The organism is Jannaschia sp. 2305UL9-9 (assembly GCF_041403465.1).
Classification (GTDB): Bacteria; Pseudomonadota; Alphaproteobacteria; order Rhodobacterales; family Rhodobacteraceae; genus Jannaschia.
The window spans coordinates 639,797-655,979 of sequence record NZ_JBGEHM010000002.1 but is presented as its reverse complement, the minus strand read 5'-3'; the positions used below and the strand labels follow the sequence as shown (position 1 = coordinate 655,979).

Sequence of the window (16,183 nt, the reverse complement as noted above, 5' to 3'; positions counted from 1 at the left end):
CGGAGCGGACATGAGCTTTCTCGAAATTCTTCAGATCCTCGATTCCTCGCTTCGCCTCGCGACACCGCTTCTGCTCGCCTGCCTTGCGGGGCTGTTCAGCGAACGTGCCGGCATCTTCGACATCGGGCTGGAGGGAAAGATCCTCGCTTCGGCGTTCCTGTCCGCGGCCTTCGCGTCCTACACCGGGAACGTCTGGCTGGGCCTCATGGCGGGTATCCTCGCCTCTCTTCTGCTGTCCGCGATCCACGGGGTCGCATCGATCACCTTTCGGGGAAATCAGCTGATCTCCGGCGTGGCGATCAACTTCCTTGCCAGCGGCCTGACCGTCGTCATCGGCGAAGCATGGTTCGGACTTGGCGGTCGCACGCCGCAGCTGGAAGGCGCGGGCCGGTTTCAGGAAATCACCCTGCCCTTCGCCGATGCCGTGCGGAACGTGCCGATCTTCGGTCCGCTCTATTCCGACCTTCTGTCGGGGCATTCCATCCTGGTCTACGTCGCCTTGGCCCTTGTCCCCCTGACCTGGTGGGTCCTGTTCCGCACCCGCTTTGGCCTGCGGCTGCGCGCCGTCGGTGAAAACCCCGCCGCCGTCGACACCGCAGGCGTCAGCGTCGTGGGCCTGCGCTATGCGGCCGTGATGATCTGCGGCGTCCTTTGCGGCATTGCCGGTGCCTATCTTGCGACCGCGCTGTCGGCCGGGTTCGTCAAGGAGATGTCGGCCGGGCGCGGGTTCATCGCGCTCGCCGCGCTGATCTTTGCCAAATGGCGGCCGTGGTATGCCCTTGGCGCGACCTTGCTGTTCGGCCTGCTGGAAGCATTAGGCAACAGGTTCCAAAGCATCGAGTTCCTCGGGGTCACCGTCCCGACGCAGTTCATGCAGGCGCTTCCCTATATCCTGACCGTCGTGATCCTTGCCGGGTTCGTCGGTCGCGCCATTCCGCCCCGCGCCGGAGGAGAGCCCTATGTCAAGGAACGCTGACCTTCTGCGACTGATCCGGGATCGCGCCGGGTCGGAGGCGCCGGCCTACGGCCTGATCCTCGGATCCGGGCTTGGCCATCTGGCGGAGCGGGTGGATGGCGTGGCGATCGACTATGCCGACCTTCCCGGCTTTCCCCACGCGGGCGTCAGCGGACATAACCCCAAGCTGGTCATCGGCCAGCTTGGCGGCAGCCGTGTTGCCGTCTTCGGCGGTCGGGCACATTACTACGAGAACGGACGGTCGGACGCGATGCGCCTGCCGCTGGAAGTGTTGGCCGATCTGGGGGCCGAGGCCATGATCGCAACGAACGCGGCGGGCAGCCTGCGCCCCGACATGCCGACCGGGTCCCTGATGGTCCTGTCCGACCATATCAATTTCTCGGGCCTCAACCCCCTGATCGGAGAGGCGACGGATCGCCGGTTCGTCCCGATGGGCGACGCCCATGACCCTGCCATTCGCGCCGCCCTTCATGACGCGGCCAAGGCCGAAGACGTCGTGATGCACGAAGGCGTCTATGCGTGGTATTCCGGGCCATCGTTCGAAACCCCGGCCGAAATCCGCGCCATTCGCACGCTCGGGGCCGATGCGGTTGGCATGTCCACGGTGCCCGAAGTCATTCTGGCGCGGTTCCTCGGCCTGAAAGCCGCCGCCATCTCGACGATCACGAACATGGCTGCGGGCCTGTCGGACGAGGCGATCAGCCACGACCACACCAAGGCCATGGCGCCGCTGGGCGCCGCCAAGCTTGAGAAGGTGCTGACACGGTTCCTCGCCTGATCGGTTCAGATCAGGCGAAAGCCGCCAGATGTACCTGATCCGCGCCCGCCGACAGGACAGGATGGAGCCAGTTTTCCCCGTTGGATCGGTCCACGGTCCCGGACATCTGACATATTGCGCATCCGCGGTCAGACTGGGTTTGATATTGTAGGGCCCTTGGTCCTATTGCAGGATGACCGCAAGGGGACCCGACGTGCAGATATACCTTCCCATTGCCGAAGTATCCGTGAACGCCTTTCTTCTGGTCGGTCTCGGCGGCATGGTGGGGATCCTGTCGGGCATGTTCGGCGTGGGGGGCGGTTTCCTGATGACCCCCCTTCTGTTCATGGTCGGCATTCCCCCGGCCGTCGCCGTCGCGACGGAGGCGAACATCATCGTCGCCTCCAGTTTCTCGGGCGTCCTTGCGCATCTGCGACGAAAGACCGTCGATCTGAAGATGGGGGGTGTTCTGCTCGCCGGCGGATTGCTCGGCGCGGCCTTCGGCGTGCAGGTCTTCGCCATCCTCAAGCAGTCCGGTCAGGTCGATCTGCTGGTCAAGCTCTGCTATGTCGTGTTCCTCGGGATCATCGGCAGCCTGATGTTCGTCGAAAGCCTGAACGCGATCCGCCGCAGCCGCGCCAAGGGACCCGCGCAGAAGATCGTGCGCAGGCAACGGGGCTGGATCCATGCCCTGCCGTTCAAGATGAAATTCCGGACCAGCGGGCTTTATATCTCGGTGATCCCACCGCTGCTGGTGGGGCTGTTCGTCGGTATCCTTGCCGCGATCATGGGTGTGGGCGGTGGCTTCATCATGGTCCCGGCCATGATCTACCTTCTGGGCATGCCGACCAAGGTGGTGGTCGGCACCTCGCTGTTCCAGATCATCTTCGTCACCGGATTCACCACGCTGCTGCATGCGACGACGAACTACACCGTGGACATGGTGCTGGCGGTGCTGCTGCTTGTCGGTGGTGTCGTGGGCGCTCAGGTCGGCACGCGGATCGGGACAAGGATGAAGGCCGAACAGCTGCGCATCCTGCTGGCCCTCATGGTGCTGCTGGTGTGCGGCAAGCTGGCGCTGGACCTGCTGCTTCAGCCGGCCGAGCTGTTCTCCCTCGGCGTGGATGGAGAGCATTGATGCTGCGGTTTCTCGCCCTGCTGGTCGCCCTTGCCCTGCCCCTTGGCGCGGCCGTTGCGGCAGAGGTCGTCGTCGCGGACCTGAGCCAGGACCGCGTCTCCATATCCACGTCCTTCGACGGCTCGGAGATCCTCGTCTTCGGGGCCATCAAGCGCAACGCGCCCGAACCATCGGAGGGACCGCTGGCGGTCATCGTCACGGTCTCGGGCCCGGATGAGATGGTGACCGTGCGGCGCAAGGACCGGCGCTTCGGCATCTGGGTCAATGTCGAGGGGATCGAGGTCGATCGGGCACCCAGCTTCTATGCCGTGGCATCGTCCCTACCGCTGGACCGCGCCCTGTCGGAAACCGAGGATCTGCGCTGGAAGATCACGACGGAGCGCAAGCTGCGGGCCGTCGGCGCAACCTCCATGGCGGCCGACGCCTCCGCGTTTCTGGATGCACTGATCCGGGTCCGCGAGGCGGTCGATGTCTATACCACGGACGAAGAGACCGTCCGCCTGCAGGATGCGACGCTCTTCTCGACCGAGATCGCGTTGCCATCGGCCCTGACCGAGGGGAACTACGACACCCGCATCTTCCTGACGCGCGGCGGACAGGTCGTCGACAGTTTCGCAACCTCAATCTACGTGCAGAAGGTCGGGCTGGAACGGTTCATCTACAACCTCGCCCATGACCGCCCCCTGATCTACGGCCTCCTGTCGCTGGCCATCGCCATCGCTGCCGGATGGACGGCCTCGGCCGTGTTCAGGTATCTTCTGCCCTAGCCGCGACCGACGTAGGGCATGCCGTTCGCCATGATCGTCATGGTCAGGACATTCGCCTCGGGCGGCAGGCTGGCCATATGCAGGACCGCGCGGGCCGCGTCTTCGACGTTCATCATTGCCACGCCATCGCCCCCCGCGTCACGCTGAGCGGCATCGAGGGCCTCCAGCATCGGGGTGCGGGCGTTGCCGATGTCGATCTGGCCACAGGCGATGCCGAGGGCGCGCCCATCGAGGGCAAGCTGTTTCGTCAGGCCGGTGATGGCGTGTTTCGTGACGGTGTAGGTCACGGCCCCCTCGCGCGGGACATGGGCACTGATGGAGCCGTTGTTGATGATACGCCCACCGCCCTGCGTGCGCATGCGTGCAAAGGCCGCGCGGGCCATCAGGAACATGCCGGTCAGATTGACCGACACCGCCGTGTTCCAATCCTCGATGCGGGTTTCGTCGATGGGGGCCGCGGGCACGAAGATACCCGCGTTGTTGAACAGGACATTGATACCCCCGGCAAGATCGGCAAAGTCCGCGACAACTTGTGCGGCATCATCCGGACGGGTCACGTCGCCCGGCAGCACGTGGGAATTGGGATGGTCGGCGGCGACATCCGCCAAGGCTTCGGCCCGCCGTGCCATCAGGCCGACAGTCCATCCCTGTTCGAGGAACAGCCTGGCGGTCGCAGCCCCGATGCCCGATGATGCGCCGGTGATGAGGATCGTCTTCATTCAGGTGTCTCCGATTCCAGGGTCAGGGGCGCAGGCGCGACCTTGAGGTCACCCGTTTCCAGCGCCGTCTTGGGCATGGCCAGGGCATAGCGTTTTACCCAGATCAGACGGGTGACCGCACGCGTGATCGCAACATAGGCGAGCCGTTTCCAGAGAGCCTGCCCCGCCTCCATCCGCCCCGCCCGCGAAGCCGCATAAAGATCGGGGGCAAAGACTTGCACGCTGTCCCATTGGCTGCCCTGGGCCTTGTGGGTCGTCACCGCCGCGCCATGCAGGAAGGCCGCGCCCATGCGGGCGGCGAAAGGCAGGAAGGGTTCCTCCTCGTCCGGATGCTCGATCTTGACGATGGAGCTGACGGAAATCTCGGGCTCCGGCGCGCCGACGACGTGGAGTTTGCTGAACCCCGGCTTGCGACCGGGGCCGAGGTAGACGACCTGCGCGCCCTTGATCAGGCCGCGTGCCTCAAGATCGATGCGGCGCTTGCGATGCTTCAGCGGCAATTCGAGGCCGTCGCAGATCAGAGGCTCACCGGGTAGCAGGTGCGTGTCGTCGGCGCCATGCGCCTGCCGGAAGGCGCGGATCAGGCGGATGCGGGTGGCGTTGCGCCAGACCAGAACGGGGGAGCGGGCCATCAGGTCGCTGTCGACGCGACCGGCCACCACGACGCGATCATCCTTGGCGGCGGCCTCCTCGATCATCTGCTCGAAGGTATGAAAATCGAGGTTCGGATCGCCAAGCGCGTGGGCCAGGTCCAGGATCGGGCTGTCCGCCTGCTGCCGGTGAACACGGTCGAGATGCAGGTGGTCGGCACCGCCGAATCGGTCGAACACCATGCGGCCCGACTGGTTCACGGGGGCCAGCTGTGCCGGGTCGCCGAACAGGACGAGGGTCGGAAAAATCTCCTTCAGGTCCTCGAACTGCTTGTCGTCGAGCATGGAGGATTCGTCCACGAAGCCCACGTCAAGCGGGCTTTCCCGCCGTTTCCAGCCCGTGATGAAGTCGGACCCGCGCAGGCCCGCCGCCGCCAGCGCACCGGGCACGGAATCGGTTTCGTCATAGACGCGCTTGGCCCGGTCCATCGCCTCTTCGGTCAGGCCCTCGATCGTGGGCTTGTCCGCATCGCCCGCCAGCCATTCCGCGAGCTTCTCATACTCCGGATCATACATCGGCGTATAAAGGATGCGGTGGATGGTGGTCGCAGGCACGCCGCGGGTGCGCAGGACGCTGGCAGCCTTGTTCGTCGGTGCCAGCACCGCCAATGTCCGGCGGCCCTCGCGCTTGCGTTCATAGTCGCCCGAAACAAGATCCAGTCCCGCGGCACGCAGCGATTTGACCAGTTCCGCCAACAGCAATGTCTTGCCCGATCCGGCCTTGCCCGTCACGGCCAGAACGCGGCTGTCATCGTCTTCGCGCGGGCCGGCGAAGCCGTCCATCAGGTCGATTCCGCTGTCCGACATCACTTCGGAAATACGGTCCCAGGCTTCGGCCTGATCGGGGGAAAGTTGGGGGGCCATGGCATCCATCGCCCCCTTGTAGCGGGTCAGGCCCCGACGGGAAGGGGCAGGTGACCCAATGCCTGATCAAACCAGTGGCGGGATTGGCCGGGATGCACATCGACGGCCGCGCAAAGGCGATCATGCGTGGCATCCGCGAAGGTCCACATGCCTGCCGAGATGCCATCTTGGGTGCCAAGGATCCTAGGTTCCCAGCCGAGGCGCCGATAGACGCGGATCATGGGGGCATCAAACACACCGATCGCATGGCTGAGACCGAAACCGAGGCCCAGTTCGGACGCGGCCAGAAGCAGCCGCCGTGCGATCATGGTTCCCGCGCCCGGGGACAGACAGAAACGCGTCGTTTCCCAGATGGCCGGGGATCGGATCGCCCCTGTGCCGGTCAGGTGGGCAAAGACGTCGTTCACCATGACCGGCCCGGTGGTCGGCAGAAAGCGCATGGAGCCCGCGTGGCCGCCGATACCGTCCTCGGCGATGATATAGAGGGGGTCGGTGCCATCATAGATGTCCGTCTCCCAGCCCATGGAATCGACGGTGACGTCCCACCCCATACGGTCGCGAAACTGTGCGGCCCGGTCCCGAAACATGTCGGCGGCCAGATCGGGAAAAGCCATGAGGTCGGAGGCATAGAGGTAACGGATCACTGTGCGGCCTTTCTGTCGAATGGGACAGCAGGCCTGATCGAGAGCTGGTTAACGAATTATCACCGTGCGCAGGCATAGATCCTGCGCAACGCGGTGCTGATCTGCCTTATGGCGTCACAAACAGATCAGTCCCCGCGACAGGGCATTTGCAACGGCGTGCGTGGTGTTGAGGGCCCCGAGCTTGAACCGCGCGCTTTCGATATAGACGCGCAGCGTATGCTCGCTGATCTTCAAACGCTCTGCCGCTTGTGCGCGGCTCTTGCCCGCGGCCAGGAGGGTCAGCGCATCCGTTTCGCGTGGCGAGAGGGACCGGTGGGGGGTGGGCCCGTCGCCGTCCAGTGCCAAGGCGCGTTCATTGATGTAATGCGCCGCCAGCAGCAGGTCATTGAGGTGGCAGCGCGTGAAACGCGCCCAACTTTCATCGCTTGCACGGTGGTTGACGGTAAACAGGGCGAACTGGCCCGCCGGGCCACGGATCGGCAGGCTGACGCCCTGATTTCCTAGGCCGCTCGCGATGCCTTCGCCAAGCAACCTGCGGGCCGGTCGGGCCGTCCAGTCCAGCCCCTTCCAATCGACCGGCGTGAAACCCCGGAAACATGACAGGACCACCGGGTCGATCGTCTGGAAATTGTTCGCGACGTAGGCCTCGACCCATTCCGCCCGATAGGTCAGGGCCGCCCACTGATCGCCGCTGGATCTGACCGAGTGATAAACGAGATGCTCGACATCATAGGAGTCGCGCAGATCGAAGACCGCTGCCTCAAGCTCGTGCAGGGTCCTGGCGCCCCGCAGCCGTTCCAGCAAATCGTCCAGCTTGCGCGCCATATGTGTCCGCCTGTGCCGGCACCGGACCGTCCGGCCCGATCTCTGCCACGGCGACGACGAGCGCGTCCTCCAGCTGTGCGGCCAAAGTCGGCAAGTCGTTGACGGACGCAAAGCCGCGCAGGTCGGTCAGCACCTCGATGATCCAGTTCTTCGACATGAGCTTCCCTTCCCAAGAGTTAACGAACGATTAATTCGACGCTAGCTCACCGCGATCGAGGCCGGAATTCGCGGATTCTTCCTCCCCCGAAATGGGGGGAGAGGTGCCTCCAACGGCCTGACGCGCAAAGGATTGCGGAACACAAAGAGAACGGCCCCGCGGTCAGCAGGGCCGTTCATGGTCGTCTGGGGGCATAAGGGTTATCTGTCGGCGCCTGCCTCGAGCACATCCTCGAGGGTCCGCAGGCCGGTCCTGGGGGCCTGAACCAGCACGGACATGTTGCCCGGCTTGTGCTGGTTGCGCATCATCTTCATGTGCGCCTCGGGCAGGTCGGCCCAGTCGAAACACTCGGACATGCACGGGTCCAACCGCCGCTCGACCATGAGCTTGTTGGCCGCGCTGGCCTGTTTGAGGTGGGCAAAGTGCGACCCCTGCAGGCGCTTCTGGTGCATCCACATGTAGCGCACGTCAAACGTCAGGTTGAAGCCGGTGGTGCCCGCGCAGATCACGACCATGCCGCCCTTCTTGCACACGAAGGTGGACACCGGGAACGTCGCCTCGCCGGGGTGTTCGAACACCATGTCGACGTTCACGCCCTTGCCGGTGATATCCCAGATGGCCTTGCCGAACTTGCGCGCCTCGGTGAACCAGGCCTTGTATTCGGGCGTGTTCACCGTCGGCATCTGTCCCCAGCAATTGAAATCGTTGCGGTTGATGACACCCTTGGCGCCCAGCCCCATGACGAAGTCGCGCTTGCTTTCGTCGGATATCACGCCAATGGCGTTTGCCCCGGCCGTGTTGATCAGCTGGATCGCATAGGACCCGAGCCCCCCCGATGCGCCCCAGACCAGCACGTTCTGACCCGGTTTCAGGTCATGCGGCTCATGCCCGAACAGCATCCGGTAGGCCGTGGCCAGCGTCAGCGTGTAGCACGCCGCTTCTTCCCACGTCAGATGCTTGGGGCGGGGCATCAATTGCTGCGCCTGCACGTTGGTGAACTGGGCGAAGCTGCCATCGGGTGTCTCGTAGCCCCAGATCCGCTGTGTCGGGGAATACATCGGATCGCCGCCGTTGCACTCCTCGTCGTCGCCATCATCCTGATTGCAATGGATGACGACCTCGTCCCCGACCTTCCAGCGCTTCACCTTGTCGCCCACGGCCCAGACGATCCCCGAAGCATCGGAGCCGGCGATATGGTAGGGCTGCTTGTGGCCGTCGAAGGGGCTGATCGGCTGGCCAAGCGCGGCCCAGACGCCGTTGTAGTTCACGCCTGCGGCCATCACGAGGACCAGCACGTCATAGCTGTCGAGGGTGGGGACATCCACGATTTCCTGCTGCATCGCGGTATCGGGTTCTCCGTGACGTTCGCGCCGGATCGCCCATGTGTACATTTGCTTGGGCACATGACCCATCGGAGGCATTTCCCCCATTTCATACAGGTCCTTGACCACGGCGTCGTAGGTCGCGGGGGGGGTGTGCGTATCGAGGGCCATCGTATCCTCCTGTTGAGTGTCGCGCTGCACCGCGTCATGAATGCTGCCCTCTCAGGTAGCAGGTGCGGCGTAACTTTCCAACCGAGAATTTACGTATCTTGTAATTTTATAACTTCACCGATTTGTATCTCGGCAGCGTTCTGGCATAGAACCGCAGGATCGGACGCGCCTCGTCCGGTATATGCACCTTCATTTCGCTGACCCGCAGGAGTTTGCGGCCCTGCAACATGCTGAGCGCACCGACGACCGCGTGGCGCAGGCCGGCTTTGGGCGCATGGACCGGATGATCGGTCGACCTCAGCGTTTCGGCCCGCATCTCAACGTGCTGCACGACCGCGTCGATCGTGGTCGCCCCCTTGCACAAGGCGTCGCAGATCAGGGCCATAGGCAGAACCGGAAGAACTTCGGCGATTCGCAACATGAGTTCCTCGCCCAACGCGGCGGTCGGATCGGCCTCTGCGCTGAACGCCATGTCGGCAAGGGACAGAGGGCGCCCGAAGGCCACCGCGGCAATGCCGAAGCGGGTGAACCTGCGCGTCAGCCGCAACTGCAGATGCAGGACCAGATACCGCACTACCGTATACCAGCGCAGGCGGAACGCGCGCGGACCGGAGGTTTCCGCCGCAATCAACACGCGATCCTCCAGCACCCGATCATAGTTCATGGCGACCGGCACGAAGACCACGTTTCGATCACGATCCGGGTCGAAATCCTCGAGGATATAGCTGAGGATTCCAAGCTTCGGTGAATGCAGCGCCCCATCACGGGACAGTCGGCCTTCGGGAAAAACGGCCTGTGTCACGCCGTTGTCAGTGGCCAGCTGAACATAGCGCGCAAGTATCTTGCGATACAGCGGGTTGAGATCACGGCGCCGCACGAAATACCCACCCAACGCCCGGATCAGGGGCGCCAATGGCCACCGTCGCGCCCATTCGCCGACCGCATAGGCCAATGCCGTCTGGCGCGCGGCAAGCCAAGTCACCAGGACATAATCCATGTTCGAGCGGTGGTTGAGGACGAAAATCACCGTCGCATCCGGATCCACGCCTTCGAACGCCCGCTCCTCTCCGGTGACACGCACACGGTAGAGGCTCTGGGACAGCCAACGCGCCAATCGCATCGCGACCGAGAAATACAGCGTCGCCGAAAAGCCCGGCACGATCTCCCCCGCATAGCGGCGCGCCGTCTCGAAGGCGACATTCTCGGGGATACCCTCGGTTCTTGCATGGTCGAGGATTGCCTGTGCGACCTGCGGATCGTGGGTCAGCCGGTTTATCGTATTCATGCGCCGCGCCAGCTTGAACGGCTCGATCGGGCGTTTCAGCCGGGTGTTCAGCCGCGCGACAAGGCGATCCGCCCGCTTGCGAAAGAACCATCGGACAGACGGAAACAGGAAATGCGACGCGAATGTCACCGCTGCGAACAGGCACAACAGGATCAGGACCCAGAGGGGAAGTTCGACGGTGTGTGTCAGAGTTCAGGGTCCGGGTATCGTGTCATGCATGTCAATCTACATAGCACGGGCCGGGCGTTGGCATACCCACGATCAGATCAGGTTGCGCCGCAGTGCGGCATGTTGACATATATCATTCATGTCCCATAGTGCCACCTGATCGCAATTATATTTCGCAAGGACCCATCGTGATGCAGAAAGATCGCCCCTGGCTCTTCCGAACCTACGCCGGCCATTCGACTGCCGCGAAGTCCAACGCCTTGTACCGCGCAAACCTTGCAAAGGGACAGACGGGCCTGTCCGTTGCCTTCGACCTGCCGACCCAGACCGGGTATGACAGCGACCATGTCCTTGCGCGGGGCGAAGTCGGCAAGGTCGGCGTGCCGGTCAGCCACCTTGGCGACATGCGTGCGCTGTTTGCGGATATTCCGCTCGATCAAATGAACACCTCGATGACCATCAACGCCACGGCCCCTTGGCTGCTGTCGCTCTATGTTGCCGTGGCCGAGGAACAGGGTGCCGATGTGACGGCGCTGCAGGGGACGGTGCAGAACGATATCGTCAAGGAATACCTGTCTCGCGGCACCTACGTCCTGCCGCCGGCCCCTTCGATGAAGCTGATCTCGGACGTTGCGGAATATTGCTACACCGCGATCCCGAAATGGAATCCGATGAATGTCTGTTCCTACCACCTGCAGGAGGCCGGAGCGACGCCTGAACAGGAATTGGCCTTTGCCCTCGCGACGGCCACGGCCGTGTTGGATGAATTGCAGGGCAAGGTTCCGCCCGAAGACTTCCCCCGCCTTGTTGGTCGCATCTCATTCTTCGTGAACGCGGGCATCCGCTTCGTCACCGAGATGTGCAAGATGCGCGCCTTCGTCGATCTTTGGGACGAAATTTGCCGCGACCGATACGGCGTCGAGGACCCGAAATATCGGCGGTTCAGATATGGCGTTCAGGTGAATTCGCTCGGCCTGACGGAGCAGCAGCCGGAAAACAATGTCTATCGGATATTGATCGAAATGCTGGCCGTCACGCTCAGCAAATCGGCACGTGCGCGGGCCGTGCAATTGCCCGCCTGGAACGAGGCATTGGGATTGCCTCGCCCATGGGATCAGCAGTGGTCCCTGCGGATGCAACAGGTTCTGGCCTATGAAACGGACCTGCTGGAATATGGCGATCTATTCGACGGGTCCCCTGTCGTCGCCGCAAAGGTCGAAACCCTGAAGGATGGCGCGCGTGCGGAACTCGCCATTCTCGACGGAATGGGCGGGGCGGTTGCGGCAATCGAATACATGAAATCCCGGCTCGTCGAATCGAATGCCGACCGCCTTGGCGGTATTGAACGAGGGGATACCACCGTCGTCGGCGTCAATGCCTGGACGGAGGGAGAGCCGTCCCCTTTGGTCGGCGAGGATGGGGGCATCATGACCGTGGACCCGGCGGTCGAGGCCGATCAGATTGCGCGCCTCGACGCATGGCGGGCAGGTCGCGATGCCGGCGCGGTGCAAAGCGCGCTCGACGCTTTGGCAAAGGCGGCACGCGATGGCACGAACATCATGCCACCCTCCATTGAAGCAGCCCGCGCCGGGGTGACGACGGGCGAATGGGCCGGCGTCATGCGGGATGTTCACGGCGAATACCGCGGACCCACGGGTGTTTCCTCCTCCCGGTCCAATCGTACAGAAGGGTTGGACGATCTGCGGTTGGCGGTGGACGCCGTTTCCGACAGGCTTGGCCGGCGATTGACCTTTCTGATGGGAAAGCCGGGACTTGACGGCCATTCCAATGGGGCCGAGCAGATTGCGGTCCGTGCACGCGATTGCGGAATGGCCATTCGATACGAGGGCATACGACTGACACCCGAGGCTATTGTCGCCTCCGCACTTGAAAGCGATGCCCATATCATCGGCCTGTCAATCCTGTCCGGTTCCCACTTGCCTCTGGTCGAGGATCTAATGGCGCGCCTGCAAACGGCGGGTCTGTCCCATGTTCCCGTCATCGTCGGCGGCATCATTCCGGACGAAGACGCGACTTTCCTGACATCAATTGGGGTCGCGCGGGTCTATACGCCAAAGGACTTTGAATTGAACAGGATAATGGCGGATATTGTCGAATTGGCAGACCCCGCAAAGATTGCAGCAGAATGATTGAACTTGCCAAACAACCTAAGGGCGACTAGTCCCGAATCATGCAAGAATGACGGGGATACTCATGAACCTTGACGAAATGAGCCGCGAAGACCTTTTGAAACTGCAGAAGGACGTGAACACCGCGTTGAAATCCTTCGACGATCGCAGAAAGAAGGAAGCACAGGCCAAGCTCGAGGCTTTGGCGCGCGACATGGGCTTCAGCCTTGCCGAACTGACTGGCGGCAAGAAGGCCAAGGCGTCGAGTGGCGTTCCGAAGTATGCGCATCCCGAGAACCCCTCCAAGACATGGTCCGGACGTGGCCGGCAGCCGAAATGGTTCAAGGATGCCCTCGCCAGCGGAAAAACGGAATCGGACATGGCGATCTAGCCATTCCTTGTGCGTTGATGACAAAAGGGATGCATCTCGCATCCCTTTTTTGTTGGAAAGACGACGAACATGACGCCACACATCCGTGCCGAAGCCGGAACCATTGCCGAAACCGTTCTGATGCCGGGCGATCCCCTGCGCGCCAAATGGGCGGCGGAGACATTCCTGGAGGCGCCGGAACTGGTCAACGACGTGCGCGGGATGTTGGGTTTTACCGGCACGTGGCGTGGACATCGCGTGACGATCCATGGATCGGGCATGGGCATGCCTTCGCTGTCGATCTATGCCAACGAGCTGATTTCCACGTATGGCGCGAAGACCCTGATCCGCATCGGATCCACCGGCGCGATGCAGCCGCATATTGGTCTGCGGGATGTGATTCTGGCCCAGACGGCCTCGTCGATCTCGACCCCGTCGGCCGGCATCTTCCGGCAGCTCAATTTCGCCCCCTGCGCCGATTTCGGCCTGCTGAAAGCGGCGTTCGACGCGGCACAAGGGCGCAGTGCACCCGTTCACGTGGGGGGCATCTACTCTTCGGACGTGTTCTACGACGAACGCCCCGATCTGACCGAGATGATGACGCGCCACGGGATACTGGCCGTCGAGATGGAAGCCGCGGAACTGTACAATATCGCGGCGCGCCATGGATGCCGCGCGCTTGCCGTGCTGACGGTCAGCGATCATCTTCTGACGCATGAGGCATTGCCCGCGTCCGAACGGCAGACATCCTTCGGCGACATGGTGGAAATCGCGCTGGAAGCAGCCTTCGCCTGACCGGAAACGACGGGCGGCGGGGTATTCGATTACCCCGCCGCACCTATCGATCCTTCACCCGGTTCCGCCTTTTCCCAACGGCGGTTCGGCGCGGTCAGATGACGACGCAATCCAGCGGCGGGAACCCGTTGAAGCAGACGGACGAATAGGTCGTCGTATAGGCCCCGCAGTTGCGGATGATGATCTTGTCGCCGGCCTTCAGCGACAGGGGCAACTGGATAGGACGCTTTTCATACAGCACATCGGCGGAGTCGCACGACGGCCCGGCCAGCACGCAGGGTCCGGTATCGTCGCCGTCGCGCGGGGTGGCGAACTGATAGCGGATCGCCTCGCCCTCGGTTTCGGCCAGACCCGAGAAACGGCCGATGTCGAGGTAGACCCAGCGATGCAGATCGTCCTCGGACTTCTTCGACACCAGAACCACCTCTGCTGCGATGCAACCTGCTTCGGCGACCATGCCGCGACCGGGTTCCGCCATGATGTGGGGGACATCGCCGAACCTTTCCTCGATCAGGCGGATGACAGCGGACGCATAGGCGGTCGGGCGCTGGATCTCCTCGCCGTAGAACGCCGGAAAGCCGCCGCCGATGTTCAGCAACTGCAAGTCGAAACCGGCATCCTGCGCGCGGTGCCAGATCGCCGCGACCTGATCCAAGGTGCCGGTCCACATGCGTGCCTCGCGGGTCTGCGATCCGACGTGGAACGACAGGCCATGCGGCACGAGGCCGAGATCCCGGGCCATGCCAAGCAGGTTCAACGCCTTGTCGGACGCGCAACCGAACTTGCGCGAAAGCGGCCAGTCCGCTTCGGGGTTGTCGACGATGACACGGACATAGACGCGGGCGCCCGGTGCGTTCTCGGCGATCTTGACCATCTCCTCTTCGGCATCGACGGCGAACAGGGTGATGCCGACGCCATGCGCCCACCGGATGTCGGACGCTTTCTTGATGGTGTTCCCGAAAGAGACGTGATCCACGTCCGCGCCCTGCCCCAGCACGATCTCGATCTCCCCACGGGAGGCCACATCGAAACCGGAGCCGAGGGCGACCAGACGCTCGATGATCGCGGAATGGGGGTTCGCCTTGACCGCGTAATGGATATGCGCCTGCTTGCCGTTGGCGGTGACCAGACCTGCGGACAGGGCGCGGTACTGGCGTTCCACAGCATCGACATCCATCACAAGGGTGGGATGGGCGAAATCATGGGCTGCGATATGGGCTTCCACGCGGGAAACGGGCGCAAAGGTGACAGGACGGCCGAAGCCATCTCGCAGGGCGAGATCTACATTCATGGGTCATCTCCAATAGACCCGGCCATTCCGATAAATCGGCAAAGACCGCTCACTTCCAAGGGAGACGTTACCGTCGCTACGTAACCGTGCGGGTGACCCATGAGGGGTCGCCTGAGCCGTGCCAGAGGCGCGTGCGTTGGCGTCTATGGGGCGCATTTGAGGGCAAACGCATTTTCGGTCAAGATGGAAAATCAGCCGATTGCGAATGCCCGCCGATCACCTGTTCGGTCGATGCCGGAATGCCCCATGGAACCTATCCGCCTGTCGTCGGGTTAACATGGCGAGAACACCACAACCGGAGATAACATCATGACCAATTTTGCAAAAATCGCCGCTGTTCTGCCGCTGACCATCCTGCTGGGCGCATGCGTCGGCGCGAACGATCCCGTCGATACGAATTCCGAGCTGGAAGCGACCCTTGATCAGGACATCGATCAAGACGGCACGATCCCCCAAGGTGGCGTCGAAGTCGGCGCACCGAACTAAGCCTTACCCCCCTGCCCATCCATGAGATGGGCAGGGGGGGTCTTCATGCAGACCCGCGTGGCGGACGGTTGTTCGTTCGCACGAAATCGATTCCGGACAGGATGTCCGGGAACGGCGGCCGCGCAAAGGGGACCGATTGCTGCCAATGGGCAAGCACGGTCTTGTCCGACCCGACCCAAGTCATCGCCGCTTCCGAGAAGATGGGCGGTTCCTTGTCGACAACCCTCTCCGAGATCCACAATCCCCAGTCACGGGCCGTCGCCTCTGACATGGCATATCCGATGTCGATCCCGGCGATGTCCCATTCCTCCCGGGCGCCACTGGCACGGTCTTTCGTATCCATCGAAACCGCGATCACGTCGATGCCCCGGTCTTCGAAGTCCGCAAGATACGGCACCAGCGCTTCCAGTTGTCTGCGACAGGCGGGGCAGTGAAGGCCGCGGTAGAAGACGATGAACGTCTCGCGATCCGTCTTCGTCAGATCGAACTCCGTTCCAGACAGTCGCGGAACAACGAGTGCGGGTGCGGTAGTGGATGGTTTGAGCATCGCCCCTCCAGTGCTTTTCGGTTTGGGCCCGTACGCCCGACGAAAAGCCTGCTGGAAATACGCCAGGGCTTCAATGGGACCCGTGCAGATCGGCCTGCCGTGACGGCGGGACCGAAACCGGC

At 62.9% G+C, this 16,183-nt stretch carries 17 protein-coding genes; 8 read left to right on the top strand and 9 right to left on the bottom strand.

What is annotated here, in order from left to right:
- Positions 1–10 precede the first annotated feature (10 nt).
- The 4 genes from V6N07_RS11105 to V6N07_RS11090 all read left to right on the top strand — a co-directional run bounded on the left by V6N07_RS11105 (position 11) and on the right by V6N07_RS11090 (position 3,638).
- Complete coding sequence (locus tag V6N07_RS11105; RefSeq protein ID WP_371156371.1) at positions 11–976, top strand: ABC transporter permease; 966 nt, start codon at positions 11–13, stop codon at positions 974–976.
- Positions 960–1,754 carry a purine-nucleoside phosphorylase gene (locus V6N07_RS11100; RefSeq protein ID WP_371156370.1) on the top strand — a complete coding sequence of 265 codons (795 nt, stop codon included), beginning with the start codon at positions 960–962 and terminating at the stop codon, positions 1,752–1,754. Before V6N07_RS11105 ends, V6N07_RS11100 begins: the two co-directional genes overlap by 17 nt.
- Before the next feature lie 193 nt (positions 1,755–1,947).
- Entirely contained in the window at positions 1,948–2,871 is a 924-nt protein-coding gene (locus tag V6N07_RS11095) for a sulfite exporter TauE/SafE family protein (RefSeq protein WP_371156369.1), read from the top strand.
- Positions 2,871–3,638, top strand: a complete 768-nt coding sequence (locus V6N07_RS11090) for a TIGR02186 family protein (RefSeq protein ID WP_371156368.1) — start codon at positions 2,871–2,873, stop codon at positions 3,636–3,638. Before V6N07_RS11095 ends, V6N07_RS11090 begins: the two co-directional genes overlap by 1 nt.
- Here V6N07_RS11090 and V6N07_RS11085 read toward each other — a convergent pair.
- The 7 genes from V6N07_RS11085 to V6N07_RS11055 all read right to left on the bottom strand — a co-directional run bounded on the left by V6N07_RS11085 (position 3,635) and on the right by V6N07_RS11055 (position 10,422).
- Complete coding sequence (locus V6N07_RS11085; protein ID WP_371156367.1) at positions 3,635–4,357, bottom strand: SDR family oxidoreductase; 723 nt, start codon at positions 4,355–4,357, stop codon at positions 3,635–3,637. The genes V6N07_RS11090 and V6N07_RS11085 overlap by 4 nt on opposite strands.
- Positions 4,354–5,880, bottom strand: a complete 1,527-nt coding sequence (locus tag V6N07_RS11080; protein ID WP_371156366.1) for an ATP-dependent RecD-like DNA helicase — start codon at positions 5,878–5,880, stop codon at positions 4,354–4,356. The genes V6N07_RS11085 and V6N07_RS11080 overlap by 4 nt, the downstream gene beginning before the upstream one ends.
- A 17-nt stretch (positions 5,881–5,897) precedes the next feature.
- The gene (locus V6N07_RS11075; RefSeq protein ID WP_371156365.1) at positions 5,898–6,515 is read right to left on the bottom strand and encodes an acyl-homoserine-lactone synthase; all 618 of its coding nucleotides are present in this window, start codon (positions 6,513–6,515) and stop codon (positions 5,898–5,900) included.
- Between the two features lie 114 nt (positions 6,516–6,629).
- Positions 6,630–7,340 carry an autoinducer binding domain-containing protein gene (locus V6N07_RS11070; RefSeq protein WP_371156364.1) on the bottom strand — a complete coding sequence of 237 codons (711 nt, stop codon included), beginning with the start codon at positions 7,338–7,340 and terminating at the stop codon, positions 6,630–6,632.
- Positions 7,276–7,497, bottom strand: a complete 222-nt coding sequence (locus tag V6N07_RS11065; RefSeq protein WP_371156363.1) for a hypothetical protein — start codon at positions 7,495–7,497, stop codon at positions 7,276–7,278. The genes V6N07_RS11070 and V6N07_RS11065 overlap by 65 nt, the downstream gene beginning before the upstream one ends.
- Before the next feature lie 200 nt (positions 7,498–7,697).
- Positions 7,698–8,990: a crotonyl-CoA carboxylase/reductase gene (gene ccrA, locus V6N07_RS11060; protein ID WP_371156362.1), complete on the bottom strand. Its 1,293-nt coding sequence runs from the start codon at positions 8,988–8,990 to the stop codon at positions 7,698–7,700.
- A gap of 106 nt (positions 8,991–9,096) precedes the next feature.
- Positions 9,097–10,422, bottom strand: coding sequence for a 1-acyl-sn-glycerol-3-phosphate acyltransferase (locus V6N07_RS11055; protein ID WP_371156361.1), 1,326 nt, complete (start codon positions 10,420–10,422; stop codon positions 9,097–9,099).
- Between the two features lie 212 nt (positions 10,423–10,634).
- Between V6N07_RS11055 and V6N07_RS11050 the strand changes: the two genes are divergently transcribed.
- The 3 genes from V6N07_RS11050 to deoD all read left to right on the top strand — a co-directional run bounded on the left by V6N07_RS11050 (position 10,635) and on the right by deoD (position 13,737).
- Positions 10,635–12,593 carry a methylmalonyl-CoA mutase family protein gene (locus V6N07_RS11050; protein WP_371156360.1) on the top strand — a complete coding sequence of 653 codons (1,959 nt, stop codon included), beginning with the start codon at positions 10,635–10,637 and terminating at the stop codon, positions 12,591–12,593.
- A gap of 64 nt (positions 12,594–12,657) precedes the next feature.
- Positions 12,658–12,963: an H-NS family nucleoid-associated regulatory protein gene (locus V6N07_RS11045; protein WP_371156359.1), complete on the top strand. Its 306-nt coding sequence runs from the start codon at positions 12,658–12,660 to the stop codon at positions 12,961–12,963.
- A 69-nt stretch (positions 12,964–13,032) separates the two neighbouring features.
- Positions 13,033–13,737 (top strand): purine-nucleoside phosphorylase, encoded by a 705-nt coding sequence (gene deoD / locus V6N07_RS11040; RefSeq protein WP_371156358.1) that lies wholly within the window; start codon positions 13,033–13,035, stop codon positions 13,735–13,737.
- A 94-nt stretch (positions 13,738–13,831) separates the two neighbouring features.
- Here the strand turns inward: deoD and V6N07_RS11035 are convergent, their stop codons facing one another.
- Positions 13,832–15,028 (bottom strand): type III PLP-dependent enzyme, encoded by a 1,197-nt coding sequence (locus tag V6N07_RS11035; RefSeq protein ID WP_371156357.1) that lies wholly within the window; start codon positions 15,026–15,028, stop codon positions 13,832–13,834.
- Between the two features lie 309 nt (positions 15,029–15,337).
- On the opposite strand from V6N07_RS11035, the gene V6N07_RS11030 reads away from it, so the two are divergent.
- Positions 15,338–15,514 (top strand): hypothetical protein, encoded by a 177-nt coding sequence (locus tag V6N07_RS11030; RefSeq protein ID WP_371156356.1) that lies wholly within the window; start codon positions 15,338–15,340, stop codon positions 15,512–15,514.
- Between the two features lie 43 nt (positions 15,515–15,557).
- Here the strand turns inward: V6N07_RS11030 and V6N07_RS11025 are convergent, their stop codons facing one another.
- Positions 15,558–16,061: a redoxin domain-containing protein gene (locus tag V6N07_RS11025; RefSeq protein ID WP_371156355.1), complete on the bottom strand. Its 504-nt coding sequence runs from the start codon at positions 16,059–16,061 to the stop codon at positions 15,558–15,560.
- Positions 16,062–16,183: the final 122 nt, after the last annotated feature.

What these genes read in the sequence shown, in the direction of transcription:
- V6N07_RS11050 (WP_371156360.1), top strand. Translation starts at nt 10,635, where the DNA reads ATGCAGAAAGATCGCCCCTGGCTCTTCCGAACCTACGCCGGCCATTCG.
- V6N07_RS11080 (WP_371156366.1), bottom strand. Translation starts at nt 5,880, where the DNA reads ATGGATGCCATGGCCCCCCAACTTTCCCCCGATCAGGCCGAAGCCTGG.
- V6N07_RS11035 (WP_371156357.1), bottom strand. Translation starts at nt 15,028, where the DNA reads ATGAATGTAGATCTCGCCCTGCGAGATGGCTTCGGCCGTCCTGTCACC.
- ccrA (WP_371156362.1), bottom strand. Translation starts at nt 8,990, where the DNA reads ATGGCCCTCGATACGCACACCCCCCCCGCGACCTACGACGCCGTGGTC.
- V6N07_RS11030 (WP_371156356.1), top strand. Translation starts at nt 15,338, where the DNA reads ATGACCAATTTTGCAAAAATCGCCGCTGTTCTGCCGCTGACCATCCTG.
- V6N07_RS11090 (WP_371156368.1), top strand. Translation starts at nt 2,871, where the DNA reads ATGCTGCGGTTTCTCGCCCTGCTGGTCGCCCTTGCCCTGCCCCTTGGC.
- V6N07_RS11065 (WP_371156363.1), bottom strand. Translation starts at nt 7,497, where the DNA reads ATGTCGAAGAACTGGATCATCGAGGTGCTGACCGACCTGCGCGGCTTT.
- deoD (WP_371156358.1), top strand. Translation starts at nt 13,033, where the DNA reads ATGACGCCACACATCCGTGCCGAAGCCGGAACCATTGCCGAAACCGTT.
- V6N07_RS11085 (WP_371156367.1), bottom strand. Translation starts at nt 4,357, where the DNA reads ATGAAGACGATCCTCATCACCGGCGCATCATCGGGCATCGGGGCTGCG.
- V6N07_RS11100 (WP_371156370.1), top strand. Translation starts at nt 960, where the DNA reads ATGTCAAGGAACGCTGACCTTCTGCGACTGATCCGGGATCGCGCCGGG.
- V6N07_RS11105 (WP_371156371.1), top strand. Translation starts at nt 11, where the DNA reads ATGAGCTTTCTCGAAATTCTTCAGATCCTCGATTCCTCGCTTCGCCTC.
- V6N07_RS11025 (WP_371156355.1), bottom strand. Translation starts at nt 16,061, where the DNA reads ATGCTCAAACCATCCACTACCGCACCCGCACTCGTTGTTCCGCGACTG.
- V6N07_RS11045 (WP_371156359.1), top strand. Translation starts at nt 12,658, where the DNA reads ATGAACCTTGACGAAATGAGCCGCGAAGACCTTTTGAAACTGCAGAAG.
- V6N07_RS11070 (WP_371156364.1), bottom strand. Translation starts at nt 7,340, where the DNA reads ATGGCGCGCAAGCTGGACGATTTGCTGGAACGGCTGCGGGGCGCCAGG.